This is a genomic window from Streptomyces sp. NPDC031474, from assembly GCF_055581185.1.
This window is the reverse complement of record NZ_JBVIJX010000005.1, coordinates 399,779-422,084: the sequence shown is the minus strand read 5'-3', so window position 1 is coordinate 422,084 and position 22,306 is coordinate 399,779. Positions and strand designations below refer to the sequence as shown.

Sequence of the window (22,306 nt, the reverse complement as noted above, 5' to 3'; positions counted from 1 at the left end):
GTCACGGGCCGGGGGTGTCCAGAGTACGACGGGGTGGGATTGTTCGCCGGGGGCTGTGGACAACCGGGGGGCGGTGGTGCTTCGGCCCGCGGTTGTCCGCCCCCGCCGCCCCTTCCCTTCCCGTTCCCTTCCCGTCCCTGGGGGCTGCCGCCCCCGGACCCCCGCTTTCGGCCCCTGAGGGCCTCGTCCTCGGGCTCCCCCGCTCCCCCAGAGGGGGCACCTCCGACGGGCTGAAAGACGAACACCCGGCCGGAGAAGAGGAGAACAAAACACACGAGCCCGGCGCTGAGAGGACCCCCGTCCGTCTCAGTGCCGGGCCGTGTCTGTGCCCCGTCGGCTGTCGCGTCAGTCCGTCGCGATGGCGTTCAGGACGTTCATGCGGCCCGCGCGGAAGGCCGGGATCAGGGCCGCGAACAGGCCCACGAACGCCGAGCCGATGAACACGCCGATGATCGTCGGCCACGGGATGTCGAGGACGTCCAGGCCCTGCAGGGCGAGGAGTTGCTGGGCGGTGGCGCCCCAGCCCATGCCCAGGCCGAGGCCGAGCAGCGCACCGAAGAGGGCGATCACGACCGACTCCATGCGGATCATGCGGCGCAGCTGGCGGCGGGAGAGGCCGATCGCCCGCATCAGGCCGATCTCCCTGGTGCGCTCCACCACCGACAGGGCCAGGGTGTTCACCACACCGAGGACCGCGACGATGATCGCGAGGGCGAGCAGGCCGTAGATCAGGTTCAGCAGCTGGCCGATCTGGTCCTTGAGCTCCTGCTTGTAGTCGGTCTGGTCGCGGACGGTGTACTGCGGGTAGTCGTGCAGCGCCGTCTTCAGGGCCTTGTAGGCGGCGTCCTGCTGCCCGTCCTTGGCGGTGGCGAAGACCAGCTGGTCGAGTGGCAGCTTGTCGGCCGGCACGTACTTGGCGAGCGTGGCGATGGAGGTGTACTTGGCGCCCTGGTCGACCACGTCGTCGCTGCTGGTGATCGCGCGCACCGTCAGGTGGGCGGTGGCGCCGTCCTTGAACGCGACGTCGATCTTCGAGCCGATGTGGATGCCGTGAGCCTCGGCGAACTTCTCGTGCACGGACATCGAGTCCGGCAGGTAGGCGTCCTTGAGGTTCCCCGCGACGGTCGTCTTGCGCAGGTCGGACACATACGTCGGGTCGGCCGCCGTGATGTCCGTGTTCTTGAGCGTCTTGCCGTCGGGGGTGGTGTAGTCCGCCTCGGTGGTCTTGTACTCGGTGACCCGCGTCAGGCCCGGCGTCGACTTCACGGCCTGCACCGCCTGCGAGGTCATCCGCTGGCCGCTGTCGCTCTGGATGATGAAGTCCGTGCCGACGCTCCGGTCGAGCTCCTGGGTGGCCGAGGCGACCATGGAGGAGCCGACCACCGACAGACAGGCGACCAGTGCGAGGCCGATCATCAGGGCCGCGCCCGTGGCGCCCGTGCGGCGCGGGTTGCGCAGCGCGTTGCGTTCGGCCATCCGTCCCACGGGGCCGAAGGCCCGCAGCAGGACCGCGCCGAGGATCCGGACCACACCGCCGGCCAGCAGCGGGCCGATCACCACGAAGCCGAGCAGGCTCAGCACCACGCCCAGGCCCAGCCAGAGCGAGCCCTCGGCGGCCTTGTCGGCGGCGGAGGCGAGGTAGAGGCCGAAGCCGCCGCCACCGGTCAGCAGCAGGCCGACGACGGCCCGTACGACACCGGCCTTGGCGTCGGCCGGAGCGCCGGCGTCGCGCAGCGCGGCCATCGGGGAGACCTTGCCGGCCCGGCGGGCCGGCAGGTAGGCCGCCAGCACCGTGACGACCACGCCCAGGACCATGCCGATCACCGGGGTCGTCCAGGCGACCGTCAGATCGTCCGTGGACAGGTTCATGCCGGTCATGCCCATGAGCTTCATCAGGCCGACCGCGATGCCGACGCCCGCGCCGACGCCGAGGATCGAGCCGACCACGCCAAGGAGCAGGGCCTCGGCGAGCACGGACCGGTTGACCTGCTTGCGGCTGGAGCCGATGGCGCGCATCAGGCCGATCTCCCGGGTGCGCTGCGCGACCAGCATCGAGAAGGTGTTGATGATCAGGAAGATGCCGACGAGGAAGGCGATCCCGGCGAAGCCGAGCATCGCGTACTTCATCACGTTCAGGAAGTCGCCCACGTCCGCGCGGTTGGCGTCCGCGGTCTCCTTGGCCGTCTGCACCTTGTAGTCGGCGCCGATCTCGGCCGCGACGTTCTTCTTCAGCTGCGCGTCGCTCACGCCGGCCGCCGCCGTCACATTGACGTTCGTATAGACGTTCGACTCGCCGACCAGTGCCTGCTGGGCGGTCCTGGTGTCCAGGTAGAAGATCGCCGCGCCGGGGTTGGTGACCTGGAAGGCGGCGATGCCGGAGATCTTCGCAGTGTGCGTGCCGACCGCGCTGATCACGCCGATCTCGTCGCCGAGCTTCAGATGGTGCTTGTCGGCGGTGTCCTCGTCGACCATGACCTGGCCGGAGTTCTTCGGCGCCGCACCGTCGGTGATCTTCATGGTGCGGGCGTCGTTGCCGTTCCAGCTGCCCACGATCGTCGGGGCGCCGCTGGAGGGCGACAGACTGTCCTTGTCGGCGTCGACGACGGTCACGGAGGTCGAGAAGACGGTCCCCTCGGCCGACTTCACCCCCTGCGCCTTGCGGACCTCTCCGAGCACCGAGGCCGGCATGACCGGCGGCCTGCCGTTGTCGGAGGTCGTCTCACCGGTGTCCGAGGCGCCCTTCGCGCTCACCGTCACATCGGAGGAGGTGGCGGCGAACAGCTTGTCGAACGTCGTGTTCATCGTGTCGGTGAACACCAGCGTCCCGCACACGAACGCCACCGACAGCAGGACCGCCACGGCCGACAGGGCCATGCGCCCCTTGTGCGCGAAGAAGTTGCGCATCGAGGTCTTCAGGACGGTCATGACGTACGCCCCCGCGCGTCGAAGTCCTTCATGCGGTCCAGGACGGTCTCCGCGGTCGGCTTGAACATCTCGTCGACGATCCGTCCGTCTGCGAGGTACAGCACCCGGTCCGCGTACGAGGCAGCCACCGGGTCGTGCGTGACCATGACGATCGTCTGGCCCAGCTCGTCCACCGAGCGGCGCAGGAAGCCGAGGACCTCGGCGCCCGCGCGCGAGTCGAGGTTTCCGGTCGGCTCGTCGCCGAAGATGATCTCCGGGCGGGCCGCCAGGGCACGCGCCACGGCGACGCGCTGCTGCTGGCCGCCGGAGAGCTGTGTGGGACGGTGCCTGAGGCGGTCGGCGAGCCCGACGGTCTCCACGACCTGGCTGAGCCACGCCTTGTCCGGCTTACGGCCGGCTATGTCCATGGGCAGCGTGATGTTCTCGAGCGCGTTCAGCGTGGGCAGCAGGTTGAACGCCTGGAAGATGAACCCGATCCGGTCCCGGCGCAGCTTCGTGAGCTTCTTGTCCTTCAGCCCGGTGATCTCGGTCTCGTCCAGGTAGATCTGGCCGGACGACACCGTGTCGAGACCGGCGAGGCAGTGCATCAGCGTGGACTTGCCGGACCCCGAGGGGCCCATGATCGCGGTGAACTGACCGCGGGCGATGTCCACGTCGACGTGGTCGAGGGCGACGACCCGGGTCTCACCGGACCCGTACGCCTTGACGACCTGCCGCGCCCGCGCGGCAACGGCCGTACGCCCTCCAGTGCCCCCGTGCCTGGGAATGGTCACAGCCGAAGTCACGGTATGTCTCCTAAGTCGGATGTCGGTGGGCAGTGCTCCACCGCGGTGGTCGAGTGGCGAGCAGCGCGAGGAGCGCTACGCCGAAGAGTCTGTCGGCGGGGAAGGGTCCGGCGCGCTGGTGCTCGGGCCCCTCTTCCAGGGGGGTTAACCCCACCTCCCGCCGGTGCGGTAGCCGCCCCCCAGCGGCATAAAGCCAGGTTAAGGACGGGACAGGGCCCATCTCCTCCTCCGACGGTACGAACCCTCCCCCAGCCGTAGTACGGAGGAACCCCTAGGGGCCGTCCACCGCCGGATGGAGTGCCCCTCGGGGTCCCGTCCACCCTCCGGCCCAGTCAGGCTCCACCCTCACGTGACGTGAAGGTCAAGACGACGGTCGGGCCTCCCGCTGGCAGAGGCCAAGTGGGAAGCTGGCTTCCGGCAGTTGGATGCAAGGGGCACGGAACGCGGCGGAGCAGGGCCGCGGACACGCGGGGACGCGGGGACGCGGACGACAAGGGGAGGGCATCCGGTGGGGGACACACGACCCGCGCTGCGCGAGGCCGCGCAGCGGACCGCACCACACCGGCGGGGAGCGGTCGTCGCCGCGCTCATGCTCTCCATGGCGCTGGCCGCCCTGGACTCCACCGTCGTCTCCACGGCCGTCCCGCAGATCGTCGGCGATCTCGGCGGGTTCTCCGTCTTCTCCTGGCTGTTCTCCGGCTATCTGCTCGCCGTGACGGTCACCCTGCCGGTCTACGGCAAGCTCTCCGACACCTTCGGCCGCAAGCCGGTCCTGGTCGTCGGGGCGGCGCTGTTCCTGCTCGGCTCGCTGCTGTGCGCGCTCGCCTGGAACATGGGGGCGCTGATCGCGTTCCGCATCGTGCAGGGCCTGGGCGGCGGGGCGTTGCAGGGCACGGTGCAGACGCTCGCGGCCGACCTGTACCCCTTGGCGGAGCGGCCGAAGATCCAGTCGAAGCTGTCCACGGTGTGGGCGGTCTCGGCGGTCGCCGGCCCCGGCATCGGCGGGGTCCTCGCGGCCTACGCGGACTGGCGCTGGATCTTCCTGGTCAACCTGCCCATCGGGGCGGTTGCGTTGTGGCTGATCGTCCGTCATCTGCACGAGCCGCAACGCACGTCGGCCACGCGTGACGCACGCGCGCGTGTCGACTGGGCGGGCGCACTCGCGGTGTTCGCGTGCGGCGGCGTGCTGCTGACCGCGCTGGTGCAGGGCGGGGTGGCCTGGCCGTGGCTGTCGGGGCCCTCGCTCGCCCTGTTCGCCGTCGGACTCGCGCTCGCCGGCCTCGTCGTCGTCATCGAACGGCGGGCCGCGGAGCCGATCATCCCCGGCTGGGTATGGCGCCGCAGGACGATCGCGGCGGTCAACCTGGCGCTCGGCGCGCTGGGCCTGCTGATGGTGGCCCCGACGGTGTTCCTGCCGACGTACGCCCAGTCGGTCCTGGGCCTGGGACCGGCGGCGGCCGGGTTCGTCCTGTCCGTCTGGACGCTGAGCTGGCCGTTGTCGGCCGCGCTCAGCCAGCACGTCTACCGGCGCATCGGCTTCCGCGACACCGCGCTGCTCGGCATCGGCGCGGCGACGCTGATCCTGCTCGCGTTCCCGTTCCTGCCCTACCCCGGCGCGGCCTGGCAGCCGACCCTGCTGATGCTGCTGCTCGGCGCGGCGCTCGGTCTCTTCCAACTGCCGCTCATCGTCGGCGTGCAGTCGACGGTGGGGTGGTCGCAGCGCGGGACGACGACCGCGTCCGTGCTGTTCTGCCGGCAGACCGGCCAGACGATCGGCGCGTCGGTGTTCGGCGCGGTCGCCAACGGGGTACTGGCCGCGCGGCTGGGCGGCGCCGGCGATCTGGACTCCGTCACCCGCGCGCTGGACGCCGCCGGTTCGGCGCCCGAGACCGTCCGGCACGCCGTCGCGAGCGCCGTGCACGCCGTCTATCTCGGCGCGTCGTGCGCCGCCGCACTGGCCTTCCTGGTCCTGCTGTGCGTGGCACCGCGCCGCTTCCCGGTACTGGAGGAGCAGGACGTCCGGTGAGACCACAAGGGGCCGCAAGGGGCCACAAGGGGCCGCAAGGGCAGGGTCAACGCGGGTAACACGGCCTTGGGCGCAGTTCGCAGCGAGGCGGCCAGCGGGCGCGCGTCGGCGGCGACCCCCACTGACTTCGAAGACCCGGAATGAGCCGATACCGCCCGACTGGTGGTGCGGCCGTTGGCGGTGACTCTGGCATGTCACGCGAGAAAACCGCGAGGTCTATTGTCAAGGTATGAGCGTGTTCATCAAGCTGGTGGAGAACCGGCCCCCCAAGGAATACGCGGAGCTGGCGGCTGCAGATATCTCCTACGACGACATCACCGAAGGTGAGTCGACCACCACGTACGAGTACGACCTGCTTCCGAGCGGCGCATTGCGGATCCTCAGGGTGACCAAAGGCGAAGCCGCTGTCGTCGAATCGATCTACGCTCCCGGACTCTGGTTCCGTGTCCAGGGGCAGTGGCGCGGTAATACGGAATAGCAAGCACTTTGCCGGCGGCCGGGCGTGTGCCGGCTGCTGGGCCCGGTCGTCGGTGCTTGAGGTCCGAGCAGAATGTGCTCATGCTTTCCGTCAGCCTACGGAATCACGTCGGAAACTACCTGCAGGTGTACCGTGGATTGTGGGTTGCGCACTCTCACGTGTTGCGCCTGAAAGGACGGCCCCGGCGGTTTCACCGGGGCCGTTTGGGTACGCTGAGCGTGCTGGCGCGATCACACCGGCGCCATGGCTCCCCTTCGGAATCCCAGACCGCTTCTCGGGTCTGGTCGGCTTCTCTCACGATCCGTTGGAATTCGGCCCTCCCCAGCAGATCACTCGCTGAGTGGGCGCAGCGGCGCGCGCGCAACGCGGCCGAGCTGATGACGCTGTCCGCCGAGCTCCAGGCGGGCGGCATCCAGCTCGAACTCCTCACCGGCCCGCTCACCGGCATCTACGACCCCAACGGCATGGGCGCCATGTTCTTCGCCGTCCTCGCCGTCGCCGGGCAGATCGAGCGCAACCACATCCGGGAGAAGACCCTCGAAAGCCCGGTCACCGCAGCGGCCCCTCTAGTGAACTCCCCGGTCAACGACCTGGTCCCCCTTCAGGTTTGGGTGCGGTGGCGATGAGGATCTGAGCGGCCTCGGTGATGTTGTCGGCGCGGACGGCGCGGGCCATCGCTTCGCGGGCGGCGTCGGCGGTGGTGTCCGGGGGAACCACCAACAGGGCGAAGTGGTCGTGGTGGCCGCGGGTGATGAGGACGGTGTTGTCGCCGACCGGGTGGGAGTCGAGGTGCACGATCCGGTCGTCGATGACCAGGCGGGTCGGGAGGCCGTTCCAGGAGGCCGCGTCCACGCCCACGCGGGTGATCGGCCCAAGATGCCCGGTCAACACGCTGATCAGCGCGGGCAGCTCGGTCTCGATGTCGCGGGTGCGGGGCCACCACGCGCCGTCCAGGAGCCCCTCCCGGGAGCGCGTGGTCTCCAGCCGCAGCAGGGCCGTGCCGGGTTTGACCGCCTGGTGGATCGCATCCGGCAGGAGCAGTGGTGGCTTGTGGGGAATATCGGAGTCAGCCATGTGGATCCGCCCGTCAACGGGGTGCGGCTGCGCCTCGTCGCAGGTCAGCACCGAAGCCCACCTGCTACGTACGCACCCGCCGTCGTTTCACGGTACTCCCGCCGCCCGCACCGCCGCTCTGCACAGCGCCTCCGCCGGAAAATACCTGGTCACACCGAACATCGCCCATCGAGCAGGCGTACAGTGAAAGCACCGGAAGTACTTCGCACACCCGCTTCCACGCGGATGTCATTTCTGGCGATCGCCTAAAAACCGGACTGCCGACGGGCAGTCCGGGGGCAGGTCCGCATCATGACCACCACCCTCGACCGGATCGCGCCCCGCGACCTCGCCGCAGAGCTCCCGGCACGCTTGTCCCTCACCCCGAAGACCACCCTCGCCGGCCAGTTGGACGGTGCCTGGTGGCCCTACTCCCGCGACCTTGCAGCCGAGATTCCGCCGCTCGTCGCCGCCCTGGAAGGGCCCTGGGGGCGCGTTACCCGCGTCACCGTGAACCCCACCCGCTGGCCCGTCATCCCGCACACGGTTCCCGTGGCCGGGAACACCGTGCACGTGGGCTGGTTCACCGAACAGGACCCCGACAAGCTCATCCTGCTCTCCTACACCGTCGGCCGCTGGGACCTGCTGGTGGTTCCGCCCGAGACCGAGCCCGCAGCCGCGGTCCGGCTGATGGCCGCCGCCGCGATCCCGGGCAGCGTCCTGACGGCAGGCGTCCTCATGGCCAACGAGACCGCCGTCGGGCGCGGCATCCGCGACGCCCGCCGCCGGGAAGCCACCTGGGAGGGCGAAGGCGGGGCCTGTATGTCCCCCTTCGGGAACCCGCTTGACCGAAGCACCCTGCCGCTGCCCGGAAACGGCTGGAGGTGAGCTCCATGGAGACCATCGTCGTCATCGCGGTGATCATCCTCGCGATCGCCATCGGAATGCGCTGGATCCACCTGCTGAACGCCCAGCACGACGCGCGGATCGCGGCCTACCACTTCAGCGACCCCCTGCCGAGACCTCCCGGTCTGCCGGACGACACCGGTCGTCGAGCCCACCGCACGGATGCCGGCCGGTGAGGAACAGACCTTCCTCCGACCGGGGGCAGCGGTCGGGGCGCCACGGCGCCCCGACCTGCCGGCTTCTCGCCCACCTTGAAGGGAACACGCCCACGTGAAGTACATCGAGACCCAGATACTGCCGTCGCTCGGGCACGCCGAGGTACGGATCATCGCGCGCACGCCCGAAGCCGCCCGAGCAGTCGCGGAGGCTCTCCGCGGCTGCTTCGCCGGAACGGAACAGCGCAGCTATCCCGGCCTCAACGGTGACACTCGCCTCCACCTCACCGTGGACACGGCGGCATCCGCCGGCCCTGCCCGCTCCTGGCTGGCCGCCAGCCGGACCCCCGCCGGCGCGGGCGCCCACTCCGACGAGATCTGAGAGCCCCGGGCCCGGAGCCCACCCCCACACGACAGGACGCGGTCACGGCCACACGGCGCGAACGCAAGACCTACCGCGATCAGGTGCTCCGGGTCCTGTACGAGGCCGTCGAAGGAAACCGCCTCCTCGGCATCACCGGAGCGCAGCTGCGGCGCGACCTCCACGTTCCCCAAGATCAAGATCAGATGCTTACAACTTGGTGCGCGATTGCCTGGGGCAACCCGTGCGGGCGGAGTGGCACTACCGGGCGTGCTGGGTAAGGCCGAACAGAGCACCGGTGGGATCGCGCAAGACCACGTCTGCGTTGGAGTCCTGGCGAACTTCGGTGTTCGTCCTCGTCATGACCGTCGTCGGGTTCGGCGCGACGGCACTCGTCGGCCGCGCGGTGATCGCCCAGGCCGACCCGCGCGGCAACACCGCGTACCTGCTGGGCTCCCGGGCCGCCTTCGGCCCCGACGTGTCCACCGTCGAGACCCTGCTCTTCACGACGGTCACGACGGCGATCTTCCTCACGGTGCTCGCCTCGGTCGCCGGCATGATCCTCGCCTACGCCAACTCCCTCGCCCACGACGTCTTCGCCGCCCGCGACCCGCAGATGTCACCGCGCCGCGAGATGCTCCTCGCCCGGCAGCCCGCGCTGGCCGTCGGCGTCCCGACGATCCTGCTCGCCGTCCAGGTCCAGCATCGCAGCCTCCAGCCCCTGGTCACCCTCTCCTTCTGCCTCGGCGCCTCGGCCCTGGCCCCCGCCCTTGTCCACAGCCTCTTCTGGCGCCGCTACAGGAGTCCGGCCCGGGTGCATCGGCGGCACCCTCTCCGTCCTGCTGCTGATGCCGGGCACCAACCTGGTCTCCGGCTCCCCCGTCTCCGCCTTCCCCGAGGCCGACTTCAACTGGTTCCCCTTCACCACCACGGGCATCGTCACCATCCCCCTCGGCTTCGCCCTCGGCTGGCTGGGAACCATCGTCTCGGGCCGTAGCAGGGCGGAGGAACAGCGCCGCCAGTACGAGGCGGTGGAGGGCTGGATCCTGGCGAGGGCGGTGCGCGGAGAGAACTGAACACCACCGCACGACCCGGCCGAGCCGCCTTGACCTGCCGGGCGGGGAGTCGACGAGCAGGGGGTCGGGCGGCGGGCAGGGCAGCGGGGCAGGGGCAGCGGGGCGGGGCAGCGGGCCGGGGCAGCGGGGCGGGGCAGGGGGCCGGGGCAGGGGCAGGGGCGGCAGGCTAGTCCACCGCGCGGCCGGTGAGGGCGGTCAGGCTGTTGCGGACGTGGTCCATGTGGGCCTGGACGTCGTCCCAGCGCTCACCGTGCTCGCGCAGCACCCGCTCGGTCTCCCCCGCGGTGCGCTCCTCCCGGGCACGCGCCTCGGCGAGGATCTCGGCGGCACGCGCGTGTGCCTCCTCCTGAAGCCGCCGGGCCGACTCCTCGGCCTCGGCGAACGCCTGCTTCGCCTCGGACAGCGCCGCCTCGGCACCGGTCACCGCCCGGGCGTGCAGCGCGTCGAGGGCCGCGGCCCGCTCGGCCGCCTCGCGCTCCGCCGCCGTCCACTTCTCCGCGTGCTCCTTGTCCTGCTCGGCGAGCATCCCGGCGGTGCGCTGCCGCGCCTCGCGCAGCGCGCCCAGCGCCTCACCCCGGTACTCCTTCACCTCGCGCCGGGCGCCGATCCGGACCTCGTCGGCCTCGGCGCGCGCCGCGAGCAGCCGCTGACGGGCGCGTTCCTCGGCCTGCGCGCGCAGCGCGTCCGCCTCCTCCTGCGCCGCCCGGCGCACATCGAGGGCGCGCGCCTCGGCGTCCGCGACCTCCTCGCACGCTTCACGCCGCGCGTTGTCGCGAACGTCCGCGGCCTCCTCCAGCGCGAGCTGGAGAATGCGCTGCGCGCGCTCCCCGAGGGAGTCGTACGTCTGCGGCGCGAGCCGGGTCACGACCTCGCGCAACCACTCGGCCTCCTCCTCCATCTGCCGGGCGAGCACCGTGAGCCGGGCCGCCCGCTCCCACGCGGCGTCCCGGTCGGCGCAGAGCGCGACGGTGAACGCCTCGACCTGTTCGGGCCGGTAACCGCGCCCGCGAACGGTCACGAACCCCGGCGCCGACCCCGATGCGCTGCTCATCCTGGAACCCCTCGCCACCCGACGGACACGACATGATGAAGATGATGATGTCGCGCATATCTTGATGGATCGGACGTAAGTGTTCATAACGCGACACTCCGCGCACACATCACGGTCAGCCATGAACACAAAGGGGTTGAGAACACAGCAAGAACCGTGCGCACAGCAAGAACTGTGCGCACGGTGACCGAGCCGTCAGAGGACGTCGTACGTCAGATGCGTCACGGTCGAGGTCGAGGTCACGCTCCGCTGCACCAGCGTGCGCGGCGCTCCGCCGGTGAACAGTGGCGTCCCGGAGCCCAGCACGACGGGCGCGAGGTGCACCGTCAGCACGTCGACCAACCCGGCGTCGAACGCCGAGCGGATCGTGGCACCGCCGCCCATCAGGACGACGTCGAGATCCTTGCCGCCGGCCGACGACGCCGCCTCGGCACGCTCACGCGCGGCGGCGACGGCATCGGCCAGACCGGTCGTGACGAACGTCCAGTCGAGGCCGGTGAGCCGCACCGCCTTGGGCGGCGAGCTCGTCACGACGACGAACGCGGGCCTGCCGACCTCACCGGCGCCGTAGCCGGTCGTGTCGTCCCAGCCCTGCGGCCCGTCGACCACGTCGAAGAGCCGACGGCCCAGGACGACGGCGCCCGAGCGGGCGGTCCCCTCACGCAGATACCGGCGGTCGTCGGGATCGTCGGAGAACGCCCAGGTGTGCAGGGCCTCGCCACCGGCCCCCAGACCGTTGTCCGGGCCGGGGTCGGGCCCGGTGACGAAGCCGTCGAGGGAAACCGAGATGTCAGCGATGATGCGAGTCATGCCAGGGCAGACCCGATCCACCGCCCGAACTCATCGCTGACGTTCTCGTCGCTGACGTTCTCGTCGCTGACGTTCTCATCGTTCACGCGCGGCCGGGCCCGGCCCTTCCGCACGTCTGTCAGCGCAACGTACGCCTCACAGCAGGCCGTCCCACATCTGCTCCAGCAGCACCGACCACCAGCTCTCCGGCGAACCGAGCGCCGCCGGGTCCAGCGAGGCCAGCTGGGCCTGGAAGTCGACGGTCCAGCGGCCCGCCTGCTCCTGGTTCAGACCGAAGCGCAGCCGCCACATCCGCCCCAGCAGCGCCAGGCAGCGCGCGAACTCCGGCAGCCCGGTGTTCACGAACTGCGGCGGCACGGGCACACCGCCCGGCCCCGCCTCCACCGGCACCGCGACGATGTTCGCCGTCCCGTACTGCACACAGATCGCCTTGCCGAAGTCACTGCCCATGACGAGGTACGAGCCCGCGTCCGACGCCGGCTGCACACCCCGCTCCGCCGCCAGCTCCGCCAGCGTCGGCACCGGCCGGCCCGGCTGGGCCTGCGCCCAGAAGAACGGCCCCATGTCCCCCGGCAGACCCGCCACCACCAGCGTGTGCGCCACGACCGGCGGCACACCCTGCCGGGACACCGCGGCCTGCTCGAACCGGAACACCGACGGCCCGAACACCGCCGCCAGTTCCTGCCCGATCGCCTCCGGCGGAACCGGCGGCGCCGGCGCGACCGCGGGCAACGGCGCACGAACGGGCGCCGGGCGGGCAGGCCCGTCCGCCACCTGATGCAACTCGCCCTGATGCGCCAGCAGTTGCTGCATCCCCTGCTGCCGGCTCGCGTGATCCGTGCCGTACGGCGCGATACTCGTGATCCGCGCCTGCGGCCACTGCTCCCGGATCATCCGCGCACAGTACGCACCCGGCAGCTCGCACGACTCCAACTCCGTGTGCAGCTCCAGCACCTGGTCCGGCGGCACGTTCATCGCCCGCAGCTCGTGGAAGATCTGCCACTCCGGGTGCGGCGTCCCCGGCGCCGAACGCCGGATCAGCTGCTGCTCTGACCCGTCGTGCGCGCGATAACGCAGCACGGCCTGATAGCCGGGGCCGACCGTGGGCAACCCCTGCTGCTGCGGATACCCGTAGCCGGGCGCCTGCCCCGGCAGCGGCCCACCACCTGGCACGGGCCCACCCGGCGGGGGCATCGCGCCGGGCGGCACGTGGCCGCCGGGAGCCATGCCGGGGGCACCCGGGAATCCGGGTGCGCCGGGGGACCCCGGTGCGCCCGGTGCCCCTGGTGCGCCAGGGCCGCCCTGCGGGGGGCCGGCCAGCATGGTCTGCGCATGATGAACGGCACCCTGCGCGCCCCCCACGAAGCCATGAGCGCCGGGAGCCATACCCGGGGCACCGGGAGCACCCGGGGCCTGCGGCGCACCGTGGGCGCCCGCAGCGGCCGGCGCGCCCGGCATACCCGGGGCACCCGGAACACCAGGAGCGCCGGGGGTGCCAGGAGCACCCGGCGCACCCGGAGGGCCGGGCGGCTGAGGCGCGCCCTGCGCCCCGGGCGGCCCCATCCGACCGGGGTCGGCGAGCATCGTCGCGGCGTGGTGAACGCCACCGGGGGGCGTACCGCCGGGCGGATTCGGCCCCGCAGCGGGCGCGTTCGGCGCACCGGGAGGCTGCGGTGCGTTGCCCGCGCCCCCTGCACCAGGCCCTGCCTGTCCCGCCTGTCCTGCTTGTCCCGCCGGTCCGTCGGGACCCAGGGCCGACACCAGCTGCGTGGGCACGTACCCGCCCGCCGGGGTGCCGGGCGCACCCGGCCCGGACGGGGGAGCCGGAGGCGTGTTGCCCGGCCGCGCACCCGGTGTTCCCGGCGCACCCGGAGGAGGCGGCGGCGCCGCTCCTGTCCCACGGTTACGACGCGGAGGCGGCGCCGCCTTGCTGGTCGCGGCGTCGGCGATGTCACCGGCGTTCGGCGCGAGCGGCCGCGCGGGCGCAGCCGGACCGCCCTGAGCCGACGGAGCACCGGCGCCCTGCGGATAGCCGTACGACGACGCACCCGGCGACGCACCCGGCGACGGAGGCTGCAACTGCGGCGCCCCCTGTGACCCCTGTGACCCCTGCGTCCCCTGCGTCCCCTGCGAGGCAGGCGCGCCCCGGTCGTCGAGCGCCGGTGCGACCGCAGTGGGCGGCAGTTGGCTGCCGCCCGACATCAGGGCCGTCTTGGCGTCCGGCGCGGCCGTCGGCGGCGTCGGCTCCTCGTCGGAACCGCTCAGCGGCGGCGCGAACACGGTCGCGGGCAGCGGTACGGAACGGTCGTCACCGGCGTCGGCGTTGGTGTCCGTCCCCGCCCACGGCGTCGCCCCGGCGGGAGCGACGGGAGCGGCCGGCGCCGCCGGAGCAGGAGCCGGGGCACCGGCCTGCGTCTGCGGAAGCGAGGGATCGCCGCCCGCGGGCGCACCACCAGGCACACCACCGGGCGCCCCCGCAGGCACACCACTGGAACCGGCCCCCGAACCGGTCCCCGAACCAGCCCTCGAACCGGCCGCGGAACCGGCCTCCCGCTGGTCCGCGATCCCCAGCTTGTCCGCCGCCTCCTGCAACCACTCCGGGGGCGACAACAAGAACGACGTCTGATTCAGGTCCACCCGCGCCGCAGGCGCCGGCACCGCGTCGGCGGGCTCCGGCGGACGGCCGTACTCCTCCTCGTACCGGCGGATCACCTCGCCCACCGCGATCGCGGGCCACAACGTGGCCTCCCCGCTGTCCCGGGCGATCACCAGCCGCTGCGCACCCCCGTCCGAACGCGGGCCCTCCGCACGGTCCTCGGCCCACACCACGAACCCGAGTTCGAACTCCCGCACCCGCACCTCACGATGCTGGTACGCCGGCACATCCCCGTTGATCCACTCTTCGGCGCGCTCCTGCGCCTGCGCGAACGTCACCATCGCTCAGCTCACTCCCCCACCGAAGACACAGAAGACGCGGGAGCCGCAGAAGCCGCCGGCACCGCCCGCGCGAAACCGCCGTCCACCATCAGGTTCGCCACCGTCTCCAACTCCGGCGGATTACCGGCCAAACGCGACAGGAAGACGTCGAAGTCCTCACCGCACGGCAGCAACAACCGCTCCATCCGCTCCGCCGGCGACCACCCCGGATCCACGTCCCGCACATCGTCGTACGCGCAGAACCACACCGAACCCGACCGCTCGCCCCGCACCTTCACGGCCAGCAGCCCGCCCTGCACGAAACCGACGCCCAGATAGTCCTTCGTCAGATGATCACGCAAACACTTGTTCACATACACCAGATCATTGACCGCCGCCTCGTCCCGCACCGTGAAAAACGGCTGGTCCACCAGCAAGCCCAGCTCCGCGTCCAACGCAGCACCCACCGGCGCACAACCACCCGCCGCCTTCACGAACGAGCGGTACGCCCCCGGCAACCGATACCCCAGGTCCTCCTCGACCCCCTGCACCTGCTGCTCCGTCACCGCCACACCCGACTTCGGCAGCCCGAAATGCGCCGGACGCGTCTCCTGCAACGGCCGCGTCCCCCGCTTCGACTGATCCACCGCAGCCGTCGACACACCACCGTGATGCCGCAGCAAGGCCTTCACCTCGACCGGAACCAACTCCAGCCGCCGCGATCCCACCACGTGATGCCACGTCCAGCCATGCGGCGTCGCCACCGCCGACACCGTGTCCCACAGCTCGTGCCCCGACGCCGCCAACGCCGCGTTCGCCGACACATAGTCCGTCAACCGCAGCTCGTCCACGCCGAAACCCTCCGGCGGATCCGCGATCTCCGCGACCGCCCGCGCATACGGCGAGAAATCCGGGTAGCCCCGCTCGTCCACCCGCACGCCCCTCGGGTGCCGTGCCGCCCGGACCGGATCCGGGAAATGCACGACCTGCCCGGCATAGGCCGCGTTCGGCGGCGCGGCTTGCTGCCCGAGCCGACCTGTCGTCATGGCGGTTGCCCCCTGCGGCACTCTGTACGGACCGCAGCGGCCGGTTCCGCTTCCGGTCCCGAACCACCACACCCCGTATCGACTGTCTCCAACAATCTCCAACGCGCGTCAACCGCGCGCATCGCGGTGCCGACAGCCTATGCCGTACGACGACACCGGTCACCGGGCCTCCGCTTCCGTGACCAGCCGTCACCCCGCCGTGACAGCCAGCCCAAACCCGGGCGTGTCGCACCGCCCCAGCTTCCGCACCCGCCACGCCATTTGGCACCCTGTGACGTCCGGGGGGATGCACGGGAGGGGATAACGATCATGAACACGACACAGACGGGGCCATACACCGGCAGGACCGACAACCTGCACCACGGCAACACGGCCGACCAGAACACCGGCCGAACCGGCGACCCGCACACAGGCCCCACAGGCCACACCGGCCCGCACACCGGCCCCGGCGGCGACCCCCGCATCGGCTGGTCCGCCACCGAAACCCCCCACGCCCCCACCCTCCGCCACCGCCGCGACGGCATACTCCCCACCATCGCCGCCGCCCTCTCCGTCCGCGGCACCGCCACCCTCACCGGCACCGCCGCCCGCGGCGACCAACCCCCACCCCTGCACCCCCTCGTCCAGGACTTCCTCGACACCCTCACCAGCGCCCAACGCGACCGCTTCACCGGCCGCTGCGCCGAAGCACTCCTCATCTCCCGGCACATCGCCGCCGCCGACGCCGCCCGCAGCAAACGCGCCGCCCGCAGACCCATGACCAACGGCGAAGCCCGCAAAACACTCAAACAAGCCAAACTCACCACCCGCCGCATCCGCGAGGACGGCGACCCCCTCCACGGCAGCTTCGCCACCCCCTGCCGCGCCTGCACCGCCCTCAGCGCCCACTTCGGCGTCCGCATCGTCGACCCCGCCACCGACGGCTAGACCGACCGAACGAGGCAGCCCAACACCCCAGCACCCCTAGCCCTCAGACCCCAAGCACCCAGCGCCCCCCACGCTCCGCTCCACGGCCTCACCCCGGGCCGCGCACCACCAGCACGACGAACGAAGGGCAGATGCACCCCGACCGCACCTCCACCACCCGCTTCCCCGTCCCCGTCGACGCCGCCCTGCGCGCCGCCGGCTGGCAACCCGGACGCTGGGACATCAAACAAGCCGAGATCTGGGCCGACGCCCTCCGCGACCACACCTCACCCGCCGGCCACCGCCACGCCGTCTTCCCCGCCGCCGTAGAAGCCTGGGCCGAATTCGGCGGGCTCACCATCGCCCCCACCGGACCCGGCCGCCAGGTCGCCCCCACCACCATCCACCTCGACCCCCTCCACGGCCTCCACCTCGCCCGCACCCTCGCCGACCTCGGCCGCGCCCTCGACACCGACGTCGCCCCCCTCGGCACCGAAACCGACACCCACTCCCTCCTCGCCATCGACGCCGCAGGCCGCGTCTACGCCCTCGACCACACCGGCGACTGGTACCTCGGCCCCGACATCGACCAGGCCCTCGGAGCCCTCACCGCCGGCATCGAACCCGTACGCCTCACCGCCGGCTGACCCCCACAACCACCCCACCGGCCCCCCGGCCGGCCACCACGGCCGGCACCACCCCGACCCGGGCTACCCGGCCGGAATCACCGCCGACACCCGAAAACCCCCCGCCTCCGTCGGCCCCGACACAAACACCCCGCCCAACGCCACCACCCGCTCCTTCATCCCCACCAACCCATTACCCCCCGACGGCAACCGCGCCGACGACGCCGCCTCCGCCGGCGGACCGTTCTCCACCTGCATCGCGATCTCCGCCACCCGATGCGCCAACCGCACATGCGCCTTCGCACCCGCCGCATGCTTGTGAACGTTCGTCAGCGCCTCCTGCACCACCCGATACGCCGTCTGCTCCACCTCCGGCGCATACGACCGCACCTCCCCCTCCACCGACAGCTCCACCACCATCCCCGCAGCCGCCGACTGCCCGACCAACTCCTCCAACTCCTCCAGACAAGGCCCCTCCCCCTCCTCCACCACAGCCCCGGCCACCCCCACCGCCACCAACGGCACGGACGCCGACGCCGACCGCTCCCCCGAGCCACCGCTGCGCAACACCCCGAGCATCTCCCGCAACTCCGTCAACGCCTGCCGCCCCATGTCACCCACCAGGGCCGCATTCCGCACCGCCTTCTCAGGATCCTTCCGCGCAACAGCCTGCAACGCCGCGGCATGCACCACCATCAGGCTCACCCGATGCGCGACCACGTCATGCATCTCCCGCGCGATCCGCGTCCGCTCCTCGCCGCGCGCCCACTCCGCCCGCTCCTCCGCCCGCTCCGCGAGCAACTGCAACTCCCGCTCCAGGCTGTCCGCCCGCTCCCGCAAACTCTCCATGAGCCGCCGCCGAGCACCCACGTACAGCCCCAGCAGCAGCGGCGGCGCGGTGAGCCCCAGCGACGTCGTGATCGCAGCGAACGGAACGAACCAGTCCCCCAGCGTCAAAGACCCCCGGTTCATGCTCTGCCGCACCTGCACGAACGTCACGATCAACGTGCCCACCAACTGCATCCCCGCCAACGAGGCGATGATCCGCCGAGGCAATTCCGACGCGGCGAGCGTGTACAACCCCACGATCCCCATCAGGAAGCCCATCTGGGCCGGCGTGATCGCGATCGCCACCAACACCACAGCGATGGGCCACTTCCGCCGCACCACCAACACCGACCCGGCGAGCAACCCGAAAACCACCCCCACCGCCACCGGGATCCCCGCATCCCGCGCGAACGGCACCCCCTCCACCACACACTCCACGGCGGACACGAGCCCCAGGCTCCAGTCGAACGCCGCGCTACGCCATCTGGTCCACCACAACGGCCCTCCCAGGGCCGCCGTGTCCTCATCCCCCGTCGTGGTCATGCCTCCAGCCTACGGGCGCACCCCCCGGCTTTTCCGGCGACTTTCCCCGACTGGCCTACACCACACACCGTGACCGAACATCACCGAAACCCACCGGTATCCCTCGAACTGCTGAACCAGGCCTGTTCGACCCCGGAAGCAGGCATTCCGCCCGGACTGTATGCGTATGGCACATTCCCCTGGCAAGTACGCGGACTTCGAGACACTCCGGGAGCGGGCGGTGACCTTGCGGCGCGAGGGCCTCAGCCTTCGGCAGATCCGCGACGAGCTGAAGATTTTCAACAACGACATCCTCAATCAGCTGGTGAAAGGTGAGCCGCCGCCGGAGTGGACCAAGCGCCCGAACGCCAAGGACGATCTGCGCGAGAAGGCCAGGGAGCTGCGTCTACAGGGGTGGACGTACGACCAGATCGAGGCGGAGCTGGGGTGTTCCCGCAGCTCGGTGTCTCTGTGGGTACGGGATCTGCCCAGGCCGGAGCGCAAGCGCAGTCGCGAGGAAGCAGCGGCCATCGCCAGAAAGGGCTGGCAGGCCAAGAATCGCCTCCGCGACGAGGAACGACAGCGCACGAAAGAGGAAGCCAGACAGGCCGTCGGCCACTTGTCCGACCGCGAGCTGTTCCTGGTGGGCGTGGGCCTGTACTGGGCCGAGGGCGGCAAGGACAAGTCGTACGACCGCCGCGAGACCGTCGCCTTCGTCAACAGCGATCCCGGAATGATCGAGGTCTTCCTCGCCTGGCTGGACCTGCTTGGCATCGAACGCGAACGTCTGAGGTTCGCCGTCATGATCCACGAGACGGCCGACATCGCAGGCGCTGAAGGCTACTGGTGCGACCTCGTCGGCGCCGACCGCTCCAGGTTCAACAAGACGACCATCACGAGGCACAACCCGAAGACGGTCCGGAAGAACATCGGCGAGTCCTACCGCGGCTGCCTGGTCATCAAAGTCCTGAAGGGTGCCGACTTGTACCGTCGCATCGAGGGCTCCTGGTACGGCATAGTGGAGTCCGCGCGTGAAGCCGATCACCAGAATCGGACATAGCACGCAAACCATCCCGGATCGTCTAAGGGTAGGACAAACGGTTTTGGTCCGTTGAATGAGGGTTCGAATCCTTCTCCGGGAGCTCACGGCACACAAGTGCCGAGTTCGGGTCCTGACCTAGCAAGGTCAGGACCCGCTCTCATGTCCCCCAAGAAACGCCCCGGTATCCTTCGGATGTCCCACCTCACTCCACAGCCGAAGGGCAACTTCCGTGAGCGCCAATCGCCCGGCAGCCGTCGTCGTTCTCGCAGCGGGTGAGGGCACCCGTATGAAGTCGGCCATACCGAAGGTTCTCCACGAGATCTGCGGCCGCAGCCTCGTGGGCCATGTGCTGGCCGCCGCCCGCGAACTGAACCCCGAGAACCTGGTCGTCGTCGTGGGGCACGCCCGCGAGAAGGTCACCGCGCACCTCGCCGAGGTCGACACCGCCGTGCGCACCGCCGTGCAGGAGGAGCAGAACGGCACCGGGCACGCCGTCCGGATGGGCCTTGAGCAGCTCGGTGGGAGCGTGGACGGGACGGTCGTGGTCGTCTGCGGTGACACCCCGCTTCTGACCGGTGCGACCCTGGCCCGGCTCGCCGCCACGCATCAGGCGGACGGCAACGCGGTCACCGTGCTGACCGCGGAGGTGCCGGACGCGACCGGGTACGGGCGGATCGTGCGGGACGAGGCGTCCGGTGCGGTCACCGCGATCGTCGAGCACAAGGACGCGTCCGCGGCGGTGCTGGCGATCCGTGAGATCAACTCCGGGGTGTTCGCGTTCGACGGGGCGCTGCTCGCGGACGCGTTGAAGAAGGTGCGGACGGACAACAGTCAGGGTGAGGAGTACCTGACCGACGTCCTGGGGATACTCCGCGAGGCCGGTCACCGGGTCGGTGCGTCCGTCGCCGCTGATCACCGTGAGATCGCCGGTATCAACAACCGGGTGCAGTTGAGCGAGGCCCGTCGGATTCTGAACGACCGGCTGCTGACCGCCGCCATGCTGTCGGGCGTCACCGTCATCGACCCGGCCACGACCTGGGTCGACGTGACCGTGACGTTCGAGCAGGACGCCCTGGTCCACCCGGGTACGCAGCTGCACGGGTCCACGCACATCGGCGAGGGTGCGGAGGTCGGTCCCAACAGCCGGCTGAGGAACACGGTCGTCGGTGCGGGTGCGCGGGTCGACAACACCGTTTCGGACAACGCGCGCGTCGGGCCGAACGCGAGCGTCGGGCCGTTCGCCTATCTGCGTCCCGGTACCCGTCTCGCGGCGAAGGGCAAGATCGGCACGTTCGTGGAGACGAAGAACGCCTCCATCGGCGAGGGGACGAAGATTCCGCATCTGTCCTACGTCGGTGACGCGACGATCGGTGAGTACAGCAACATCGGTGCGGCGAGCGTGTTCGTGAACTACGACGGGGAGAGCAAGCATCACACCACCGTCGGCTCGCACTGCAAGACGGGGTCGGACAACATGTTTGTGGCTCCTGTCACGGTCGGGGATGGCGCGTACACCGCCGCCGGGTCCGTGATCACCAAGGATGTGCCGCCCGGTTCGCTGGCCGTGGCCCGTGGTCAGCAGCGGAATATCGAGGGTTGGGTGGCTCGTAAGCGTCCGGGCAGCGCGGCGGCGAAGGCTGCGGAGGCGGCCTCTCGCCAGGAGGAAAGCGAGAGCTGACCGGAAACAGGTGCGTCGAACACGGCGTACCGTGATAAGTGCACATCCGCACCCCACCAGCTGAGACGGCCTCGTCGCGCCCAGTGGCGTGGTCTCTCGACATCCAGCTGAGACACCTCTGAGGAGACAGTGCTGTGACCGGGATCAAGACGACCGGCGAGAAGAAGATGATGTTCTTCTCCGGCCGCGCCCACCCCGAGCTTGCCGAGGAGGTCGCCCACCAGCTGGGTGTCGGGGTCGTCCCGACGAAGGCCTTCGATTTCGCCAATGGTGAGATCTATGTTCGTTATCAGGAGTCGGCGCGTGGTGCGGACTGTTTCCTGATCCAGAGCCACACGGCTCCGATCAACAAGTGGATCATGGAGCAGTTGATCATGATCGATGCGTTGAAGCGGGCTTCGGCGCGTTCGATCACGGTGATCGTGCCGTTCTACGGCTATGCGCGGCAGGACAAGAAGCACCGTGGTCGTGAGCCGATCTCGGCGCGGCTGATCGCGGACATGATGAAAACGGCGGGTGCGAACCGGATCCTGACGGTGGATCTGCACACGGATCAGATCCAGGGTTTCTTCGACGGCCCGGTGGATCATCTTTTCGCGCTGCCGCTGCTCGCGGACTACGTGGGCAGCAAGGTGGACCGTGCGAAGTTGACCGTGGTGTCGCCGGACGCGGGTCGGGTGCGGGTGGCGGACCGTTGGTGTGACCGGTTGGGTGCGCCGCTGGCGATCGTGCACAAGCGGCGTGACAAGGACGTGGCGAACCAGGTGACCGTCCATGAGGTGGTGGGCGAGGTCGAGGGTCGGGTGTGTGTCCTGGTCGACGACATGATCGACACGGGTGGCACGATCTGTGCGGCGGCCGACGCGTTGTTCGCGCACGGTGCGGAGGACGTCATCGTGACGGCGACGCACGGTGTGCTGTCGGGTCCGGCGGCGGATCGTCTGAAGAACTCGCAGGTGAGCGAGTTCATCTTCACGAACACTCTGCCGACTCCGGGTGAGCTGGAGGTGGACAAGATCACGGTGTTGTCGATCGCGCCGACGATCGCGAACGCGGTGCGTGAGGTGTTCGAGGACGGTTCGGTGACGAGCCTGTTCGACGAGCAGTGAGCCGTCG

General features: G+C 70.4%; 19 protein-coding genes, 1 tRNA gene and 1 pseudogene. 13 read left to right on the top strand and 8 right to left on the bottom strand.

Annotated elements, in window-relative coordinates:
• Window positions 1-345: 345 nt before the first annotated feature.
• Together ACZ5SK_RS12610 and ACZ5SK_RS12605 are read right to left on the bottom strand one after the other, a co-directional pair.
• On the bottom strand, window positions 346-2,925 hold the full coding sequence (locus tag ACZ5SK_RS12610) for an ABC transporter permease (protein WP_334579363.1): 2,580 nt from the start codon (window positions 2,923-2,925) through the stop codon (window positions 346-348).
• On the bottom strand, window positions 2,922-3,710 hold the full coding sequence (locus ACZ5SK_RS12605; RefSeq protein ID WP_079661784.1) for an ABC transporter ATP-binding protein: 789 nt from the start codon (window positions 3,708-3,710) through the stop codon (window positions 2,922-2,924). The genes ACZ5SK_RS12610 and ACZ5SK_RS12605 overlap by 4 nt, the downstream gene beginning before the upstream one ends.
• Before the next feature lie 508 nt (window positions 3,711-4,218).
• Between ACZ5SK_RS12605 and ACZ5SK_RS12600 the strand changes: the two genes are divergently transcribed.
• From ACZ5SK_RS12600 to ACZ5SK_RS12590, 3 genes are all read left to right on the top strand, one after another.
• Complete coding sequence (locus tag ACZ5SK_RS12600) at window positions 4,219-5,736, top strand: MFS transporter (RefSeq protein ID WP_334579362.1); 1,518 nt, start codon at window positions 4,219-4,221, stop codon at window positions 5,734-5,736.
• A 229-nt stretch (window positions 5,737-5,965) separates the two neighbouring features.
• On the top strand, window positions 5,966-6,214 hold the full coding sequence (locus ACZ5SK_RS12595; protein ID WP_468575945.1) for a hypothetical protein: 249 nt from the start codon (window positions 5,966-5,968) through the stop codon (window positions 6,212-6,214).
• 80 nt (window positions 6,215-6,294) lie between these two features.
• Window positions 6,295-6,840: a recombinase family protein gene (locus ACZ5SK_RS12590; protein ID WP_468575944.1), complete on the top strand. Its 546-nt coding sequence runs from the start codon at window positions 6,295-6,297 to the stop codon at window positions 6,838-6,840.
• Here ACZ5SK_RS12590 and ACZ5SK_RS12585 read toward each other — a convergent pair.
• Window positions 6,797-7,288 carry a DUF5994 family protein gene (locus ACZ5SK_RS12585; protein WP_468575942.1) on the bottom strand — a complete coding sequence of 164 codons (492 nt, stop codon included), beginning with the start codon at window positions 7,286-7,288 and terminating at the stop codon, window positions 6,797-6,799. The genes ACZ5SK_RS12590 and ACZ5SK_RS12585 overlap by 44 nt on opposite strands.
• Before the next feature lie 291 nt (window positions 7,289-7,579).
• Between ACZ5SK_RS12585 and ACZ5SK_RS12580 the strand changes: the two genes are divergently transcribed.
• The 4 genes and pseudogenes from ACZ5SK_RS12580 to ACZ5SK_RS12565 form a co-directional block, all read left to right on the top strand.
• Window positions 7,580-8,155 (top strand): DUF5994 family protein, encoded by a 576-nt coding sequence (locus ACZ5SK_RS12580; RefSeq protein ID WP_468575940.1) that lies wholly within the window; start codon window positions 7,580-7,582, stop codon window positions 8,153-8,155.
• 5 nt (window positions 8,156-8,160) lie between these two features.
• The gene (locus ACZ5SK_RS12575) at window positions 8,161-8,349 is read left to right on the top strand and encodes a hypothetical protein (RefSeq protein ID WP_468575939.1); all 189 of its coding nucleotides are present in this window, start codon (window positions 8,161-8,163) and stop codon (window positions 8,347-8,349) included.
• 94 nt (window positions 8,350-8,443) lie between these two features.
• Window positions 8,444-8,710, top strand: a complete 267-nt coding sequence (locus ACZ5SK_RS12570) for a hypothetical protein (protein ID WP_468575937.1) — start codon at window positions 8,444-8,446, stop codon at window positions 8,708-8,710.
• Window positions 8,711-9,035: 325 nt separating this feature from the next.
• Window positions 9,036-9,765 (top strand): annotated as a pseudogene (locus ACZ5SK_RS12565) (sodium:solute symporter family transporter); the annotation flags it as partial.
• Window positions 9,766-9,931: 166 nt separating this feature from the next.
• On the opposite strand, the gene ACZ5SK_RS12560 reads toward ACZ5SK_RS12565, so the two are convergent.
• The 4 genes from ACZ5SK_RS12560 to ACZ5SK_RS12545 all read right to left on the bottom strand — a co-directional run bounded on the left by ACZ5SK_RS12560 (window position 9,932) and on the right by ACZ5SK_RS12545 (window position 15,588).
• The gene (locus ACZ5SK_RS12560; RefSeq protein WP_334579361.1) at window positions 9,932-10,816 is read right to left on the bottom strand and encodes a coiled-coil domain-containing protein; all 885 of its coding nucleotides are present in this window, start codon (window positions 10,814-10,816) and stop codon (window positions 9,932-9,934) included.
• Between the two features lie 195 nt (window positions 10,817-11,011).
• Window positions 11,012-11,626, bottom strand: a complete 615-nt coding sequence (locus ACZ5SK_RS12555; protein ID WP_334579360.1) for a dihydrofolate reductase family protein — start codon at window positions 11,624-11,626, stop codon at window positions 11,012-11,014.
• Between the two features lie 135 nt (window positions 11,627-11,761).
• On the bottom strand, window positions 11,762-14,563 hold the full coding sequence (locus ACZ5SK_RS12550) for an SUKH-4 family immunity protein (protein ID WP_468575932.1): 2,802 nt from the start codon (window positions 14,561-14,563) through the stop codon (window positions 11,762-11,764).
• 8 nt (window positions 14,564-14,571) lie between these two features.
• Window positions 14,572-15,588 carry an SMI1/KNR4 family protein gene (locus ACZ5SK_RS12545; protein ID WP_334579358.1) on the bottom strand — a complete coding sequence of 339 codons (1,017 nt, stop codon included), beginning with the start codon at window positions 15,586-15,588 and terminating at the stop codon, window positions 14,572-14,574.
• A gap of 309 nt (window positions 15,589-15,897) precedes the next feature.
• Between ACZ5SK_RS12545 and ACZ5SK_RS12540 the strand changes: the two genes are divergently transcribed.
• A complete protein-coding gene (locus tag ACZ5SK_RS12540) occupies window positions 15,898-16,515 on the top strand; it encodes a YwqJ-related putative deaminase (RefSeq protein ID WP_334579357.1) in 618 nt (205 codons plus the stop codon).
• Between the two features lie 131 nt (window positions 16,516-16,646).
• Complete coding sequence (locus tag ACZ5SK_RS12535; protein ID WP_334579356.1) at window positions 16,647-17,141, top strand: SUKH-3 domain-containing protein; 495 nt, start codon at window positions 16,647-16,649, stop codon at window positions 17,139-17,141.
• A gap of 63 nt (window positions 17,142-17,204) precedes the next feature.
• Here the strand turns inward: ACZ5SK_RS12535 and ACZ5SK_RS12530 are convergent, their stop codons facing one another.
• The gene (locus tag ACZ5SK_RS12530) at window positions 17,205-18,491 is read right to left on the bottom strand and encodes a sensor histidine kinase (protein ID WP_334579355.1); all 1,287 of its coding nucleotides are present in this window, start codon (window positions 18,489-18,491) and stop codon (window positions 17,205-17,207) included.
• Window positions 18,492-18,657: 166 nt separating this feature from the next.
• Here ACZ5SK_RS12530 and ACZ5SK_RS12525 point away from each other — a divergent pair, with 166 nt between their 5' ends.
• The 4 genes from ACZ5SK_RS12525 to ACZ5SK_RS12510 all read left to right on the top strand — a co-directional run bounded on the left by ACZ5SK_RS12525 (window position 18,658) and on the right by ACZ5SK_RS12510 (window position 22,299).
• Window positions 18,658-19,530, top strand: a complete 873-nt coding sequence (locus tag ACZ5SK_RS12525; protein WP_468156409.1) for a hypothetical protein — start codon at window positions 18,658-18,660, stop codon at window positions 19,528-19,530.
• 11 nt (window positions 19,531-19,541) lie between these two features.
• Window positions 19,542-19,612: transfer RNA gene (locus ACZ5SK_RS12520), tRNA-Gln, on the top strand.
• A gap of 129 nt (window positions 19,613-19,741) precedes the next feature.
• Window positions 19,742-21,190: a bifunctional UDP-N-acetylglucosamine diphosphorylase/glucosamine-1-phosphate N-acetyltransferase GlmU gene (glmU, locus tag ACZ5SK_RS12515; RefSeq protein ID WP_334579353.1), complete on the top strand. Its 1,449-nt coding sequence runs from the start codon at window positions 19,742-19,744 to the stop codon at window positions 21,188-21,190.
• A 134-nt stretch (window positions 21,191-21,324) separates the two neighbouring features.
• Complete coding sequence (locus ACZ5SK_RS12510) at window positions 21,325-22,299, top strand: ribose-phosphate diphosphokinase (RefSeq protein WP_334579352.1); 975 nt, start codon at window positions 21,325-21,327, stop codon at window positions 22,297-22,299.
• Window positions 22,300-22,306 lie beyond the last annotated feature (7 nt).

Bases quoted from the DNA above. Each gene is read 5' to 3' on its own strand.
- ACZ5SK_RS12610 (WP_334579363.1), bottom strand. From the start codon at position 2,925: ATGACCGTCCTGAAGACCTCGATGCGCAACTTCTTCGCGCACAAGGGG.
- ACZ5SK_RS12595 (WP_468575945.1), top strand. From the start codon at position 5,966: ATGAGCGTGTTCATCAAGCTGGTGGAGAACCGGCCCCCCAAGGAATAC.
- ACZ5SK_RS12590 (WP_468575944.1), top strand. From the start codon at position 6,295: ATGCTTTCCGTCAGCCTACGGAATCACGTCGGAAACTACCTGCAGGTG.
- ACZ5SK_RS12585 (WP_468575942.1), bottom strand. From the start codon at position 7,288: ATGGCTGACTCCGATATTCCCCACAAGCCACCACTGCTCCTGCCGGAT.
- ACZ5SK_RS12580 (WP_468575940.1), top strand. From the start codon at position 7,580: ATGACCACCACCCTCGACCGGATCGCGCCCCGCGACCTCGCCGCAGAG.
- ACZ5SK_RS12575 (WP_468575939.1), top strand. From the start codon at position 8,161: ATGGAGACCATCGTCGTCATCGCGGTGATCATCCTCGCGATCGCCATC.
- ACZ5SK_RS12560 (WP_334579361.1), bottom strand. From the start codon at position 10,816: ATGAGCAGCGCATCGGGGTCGGCGCCGGGGTTCGTGACCGTTCGCGGG.
- ACZ5SK_RS12555 (WP_334579360.1), bottom strand. From the start codon at position 11,626: ATGACTCGCATCATCGCTGACATCTCGGTTTCCCTCGACGGCTTCGTC.
- ACZ5SK_RS12550 (WP_468575932.1), bottom strand. From the start codon at position 14,563: ATGGTGACGTTCGCGCAGGCGCAGGAGCGCGCCGAAGAGTGGATCAAC.
- ACZ5SK_RS12545 (WP_334579358.1), bottom strand. From the start codon at position 15,588: ATGACGACAGGTCGGCTCGGGCAGCAAGCCGCGCCGCCGAACGCGGCC.
- ACZ5SK_RS12540 (WP_334579357.1), top strand. From the start codon at position 15,898: ATGAACACGACACAGACGGGGCCATACACCGGCAGGACCGACAACCTG.
- ACZ5SK_RS12535 (WP_334579356.1), top strand. From the start codon at position 16,647: ATGCACCCCGACCGCACCTCCACCACCCGCTTCCCCGTCCCCGTCGAC.
- ACZ5SK_RS12530 (WP_334579355.1), bottom strand. From the start codon at position 18,491: ATGACCACGACGGGGGATGAGGACACGGCGGCCCTGGGAGGGCCGTTG.
- ACZ5SK_RS12525 (WP_468156409.1), top strand. From the start codon at position 18,658: ATGGCACATTCCCCTGGCAAGTACGCGGACTTCGAGACACTCCGGGAG.